Origin of the sequence: Sulfurihydrogenibium yellowstonense SS-5 (genome assembly GCF_000173615.1) — a bacterium.
GTDB classification, from domain to species: Bacteria; Aquificota; Aquificia; order Aquificales; family Hydrogenothermaceae; genus Sulfurihydrogenibium; species Sulfurihydrogenibium yellowstonense.
In genome coordinates, this window is the sequence record NZ_ABZS01000155.1 from 1 (window position 1) to 4,115 (window position 4,115).

5 protein-coding genes are annotated in these 4,115 nt (G+C 28.5%); 3 read left to right on the top strand and 2 right to left on the bottom strand.

Annotated elements, in window-relative coordinates; translation table 11 throughout:
* The 3 genes from SULYE_RS06570 to SULYE_RS06580 form a co-directional block, all read left to right on the top strand.
* On the top strand, positions 1–751 hold a 751-nt coding region (locus SULYE_RS06570; protein ID WP_007547762.1), incomplete at its 5' end, for a glycosyltransferase family 2 protein.
* A complete protein-coding gene (locus SULYE_RS06575; protein ID WP_007547763.1) occupies positions 748–1,809 on the top strand; it encodes a glycosyltransferase family 4 protein in 1,062 nt (353 codons plus the stop codon). The genes SULYE_RS06570 and SULYE_RS06575, both read left to right, overlap by 4 nt.
* Entirely contained in the window at positions 1,802–2,983 is a 1,182-nt protein-coding gene (locus SULYE_RS06580) for an oligosaccharide flippase family protein (protein ID WP_007547764.1), read from the top strand. The genes SULYE_RS06575 and SULYE_RS06580 overlap by 8 nt, the downstream gene beginning before the upstream one ends.
* Here the strand turns inward: SULYE_RS06580 and SULYE_RS06585 are convergent.
* Positions 2,934–3,623 carry a hypothetical protein gene (locus tag SULYE_RS06585; protein ID WP_007547765.1) on the bottom strand — a complete coding sequence of 230 codons (690 nt, stop codon included), beginning with the start codon at positions 3,621–3,623 and terminating at the stop codon, positions 2,934–2,936. The genes SULYE_RS06580 and SULYE_RS06585 overlap by 50 nt on opposite strands.
* A gap of 2 nt (positions 3,624–3,625) precedes the next feature.
* Positions 3,626–4,115: aminotransferase class I/II-fold pyridoxal phosphate-dependent enzyme (locus SULYE_RS06590; RefSeq protein WP_007547766.1), on the bottom strand; the 490-nt coding region annotated here is incomplete at its 5' end.

The window sequence follows — 4,115 nt, forward strand, 5'->3', positions numbered from 1 at the left end:
GACAGAGGAAGCATTAAAAAATAAAATGCCTAAAGATATAACTTCTAAGTATCCTTTAGTATTTTTACAAAGTGGTGATAACTTAGGCTTTGCAGGTGGAAATAATACAGGAATAAGATATGCATTAGTAAAAAATGATTTTGAATATATATGGCTTTTGAATAATGATACTGTAATCAGAAAAGATTCTTTAATAAAGCTTGTAGAGTTTGCAGAAAAGAATAATACAGGCATTAGTGGTTCGGTTTTAATGTATTATGATAGCCCCAATACTGTTCAAACTTATGGTGGGCATATAAATAAGTTTTTAGGAACAAGTCATCGTATTTTAAAAAAGGAACAAATAAAAGATAAGTTAAATTATATAGTAGGAGCGTCTTTTTTGATAAATAGAAAGGTAATAGAAAAAATTGGACTGTTACCAGAAGTTTATTTTTTATATTACGAAGAAACGGATTATTGTTTCAATGCAAGTAAAAATGGCTTTAGTTTAGGAGTAGCATTAGATAGCGTTGTATATCACAAGGAAGGTCAAAGTACGGGAGCTAGTAAAAAACTAAAAAGTGAGATAGACGCTTTATCATTAACAAATAGAATAAAATTTCATAAAAAGTATTTAGGTGGTGGGATTGGACTTTGGTTAGGTATGGTATTAGCTTTTTTTATTAGGATAGGAAAAGGTCAAGTTGATACGATTTGGAAAATGATGAGAATAAATAAGACATTGAACTTAAACAGCAAAAAACCATGAAAATACTTCACTTTATCTACGACCATATAAAAAATCCATGGGTAGGCGGTGGCGGAGCGGTTAGGGTTTATGAAATATATAAAAGACTTTCTGAAGAAGGACATAAAATAACAGTTATCAGTGGCAACTTTCCAAAAGCAGAAGATTATAAAGTCAATGAAAGCTTTGAGTATAGATTTATAGGTAGTGATAAAAACTACATTTTAAGTACATTCTCATATGCTTTTAAAGCCTACAAATTTTTGAGAGAAAATTTTAAAGATTATGATGTTATAATTGAAGATTTTGCTCCATGGAATCCGATATTTGCTTATAAACTACAAGATAAAAAGCCTGTAATTTTACAGATACATCATAAAACAGGAATCAATATTTTAAAAAGATACAATATTTTTGGATTGCCTTTTTTGTTTATAGAAAATTATTATCCTAAACGATTTAAAAATATTATTTCTGTATCAGCCCAAACTTTAGAAAAATTTAATGTCAAAGGAAAGATAATACCAAACGGTATACAATTTACATTAGACGAAAAAGATTTGAATGTTGGAAACTATATTTTATACGTTGGAAGAATAGACTTTTTTAATAAGGGTTTAGACTTGCTAATCAATGCAGATATAAAATATCCTGTAGTAATTGCAGGAAAAGGGAAAGATGAAGATAAATTGAAAAATCTAAAATCCAATTATAAGTATATTGGCTTTGTTGACGAAAAAACAAAGTTAGATTTAATTAAAAATGCTAAATTTTTAGTAATGCCTTCTCGGTTTGAAGGACAGGGAATTGTTGCATTAGAATCTGCATCTATGGGAAAGCCTGTGATAGTCTCAGACATCCCTGAACTTAGATATGTTGTTGAAAATGGATTTGGAATAAGTTTTAAAAATGAAGATATAGAAGACTTTAAAGAAAAAATAAGCTATCTTTGGAATAATGAAGATTTAATTTTAAAAATGGGAAAAAAAGGTATAGAATATGCTAAAAAGTTTACATGGGACAAAATAGCTTCTAAGTTTGAAGATTATTTACTTAGAGTTTTGAGCTATTATGCTTAAACATTTTAGCTATTTATCTCTGATGTTCTTCTACGTAAACATTCTTGGATACATGTTCCATTTTATTGTAAGTAGAAAGCTTGGTCCGGAGCTATATGGCGAATTTATGGTTTTATACTCACTCATGCTTACTGTTGGTTTTCTATCCAATATCTATCCAACTTTAACCATAAAAGCCGTTTTAGAGAATAAAGAACAAAAGTATGAGATTTTAAGATTCATCAGAATTATAGCCGGCTTAACAGGGTTAATATTCTTCATTGGATTAATAATATCTCTACCATTTGTACAATCTTTTTTAAAAATAACTCATGAGTTTGCAATCATAATAGTTGGGTTGGTTTGGTTAGTTGTTTTTCTTTCAAGTGTAGAAAAGGGCTTTTTGCAAGCTCAAGAAAAGTTTAAAGAATATTCATTTTTGAATTCATTTGAACTTACATTTCGTCTAATAATAGCTGTTTTTTTAATAGAAATAGGATTGAATATTTATGGTGCAGTTGGTTCATCATTTTTTGCTGAATTGTTAGTGCTAATAATTGTGTTGTTTATTAATAAAAATTTGTTTGGAAAGATAAAAAAAATTCCAATAAAAGATATTTTTAAAACATCTTTACTATCTGTTCCGGTTGGACTGTTTGTTTATACGGATGACCTTTTTATCAAAAGAGTTTTTGACCCGACGACTGCTGGCTTATATGCATCTGCATCTATACTTGGAAAAGCTTTAATCTGGTTTTGTATGACTTTATTTTCAGTAATCTTTGTTAAGCTGACGGAAGACAAAACTAATTATAGGAAGTACCTACTTTACTCACTTGGGTTATTCTTAGCTATAAATCTGATAGCTTTTGTTGGAACTTTGATTTTAGGAAAACCTATTTTTCTTATGCTTTTTGGTAGTAAGTTTTTAGATGCTTACCAATATTTACCCTTTTATATTTTAGCTATCATTCCTTTGATATTTAACTTAGTTATCTTTACATCAAACATAACTTTGGAAAGATTTAAAGCTTTAGTAATTGTAAATTTGGTTTTATACTACCTTGGATTTATTCTGATAAGCTTTCACGATGTTTATCAATACATTCTATACATATTTTTGTTCCACTTTATCTCTTTTATGATTAATCTTTATTTCTTTTTAAAGAAATACCAAGATACTCAAAAGATATAAATGTTGCAATGACAAAAAATGTTATCAAAAATAACCCAAAAATTTTAAATATAATACCAACTTCTGAATTGTTAACAAAATAAAAACCGATTATCGGAAGAAGAAGAATGGATAAAATGTTTAGTTTAGAACCATAAATTTTTATATTAAACAACCTGCCGACTAATGTAGATTGGAAAATATCCAAAAGACCTCTAAAATATAGAAAAGAGAACGCCAATTTTAATAATGTTGTCAAAAATATAGAAAGCTTAGTAATGTTGATAATACCATTGATTAAACTTTCCATGGATAGGCTTTTGAAGATAGTTTCCATAACGACTAGCAAAATAAAAACATCTAAAGTAGCTATCGTAAAAAAAGCATAGGGACTGTTTATATCTGACGATGTGAACTCTGGTTGTTTAAACTCCTGTACATTATCTTTAATCTTATATTCTTCTATTTCCAAAAATGCAAATTCTTCAAGTTTATTTTTTATGTCTTCAATGGTAGAAACATCTGAATAAAATTCAAAATAATCTTTCTCTCTAAGGTCTTTAAAAAAGTTGGCTGTATTTACGTTAAAATTCTTCAAAATTAAAAAGATATCATTTAAATTTTCAGCTTTTTTTGGTTTAATTTTTACTAAAACTCTCATTTTTATATACTCTCCCAAACTTTTATTGCTTCTTTACATTCTTCAATGGTTGGAACTAATGCAATTCTAAAATATTGACTTTCGCAGGTTCCTTCGTTTATCTCTGCGCTACTACAGAAATTTTCTCCGATAGAAACTATGATACCATTTTCTAACAAAATCTTTGCATAATCTTTTGAAGAGATTCCGTTTGGAGCTTTAATCCAAATATAAAAAGTGGCTTTTGGATACAGGTATTCAAAACCTTTTTTATCTAAAAATTCTAAAAATAAATCTCTCTTCTCTCTAAAAATTTTGTTTCTTTCAATTACATGGCTTTCGTCTTCCCATGCTGTTTTAGCTGCCATTTGAATGAAATCCGGACTTGCAACGCCAAAATTTGCCCTTTCTTTTTTATAAAAGCTTATAATCTTTTCATCTCCGGCAACAAAGCCAGACCTGTAACCAGTCATACCGCTTCTTTTTGATAAGGAATGGAAAACTACAACATTA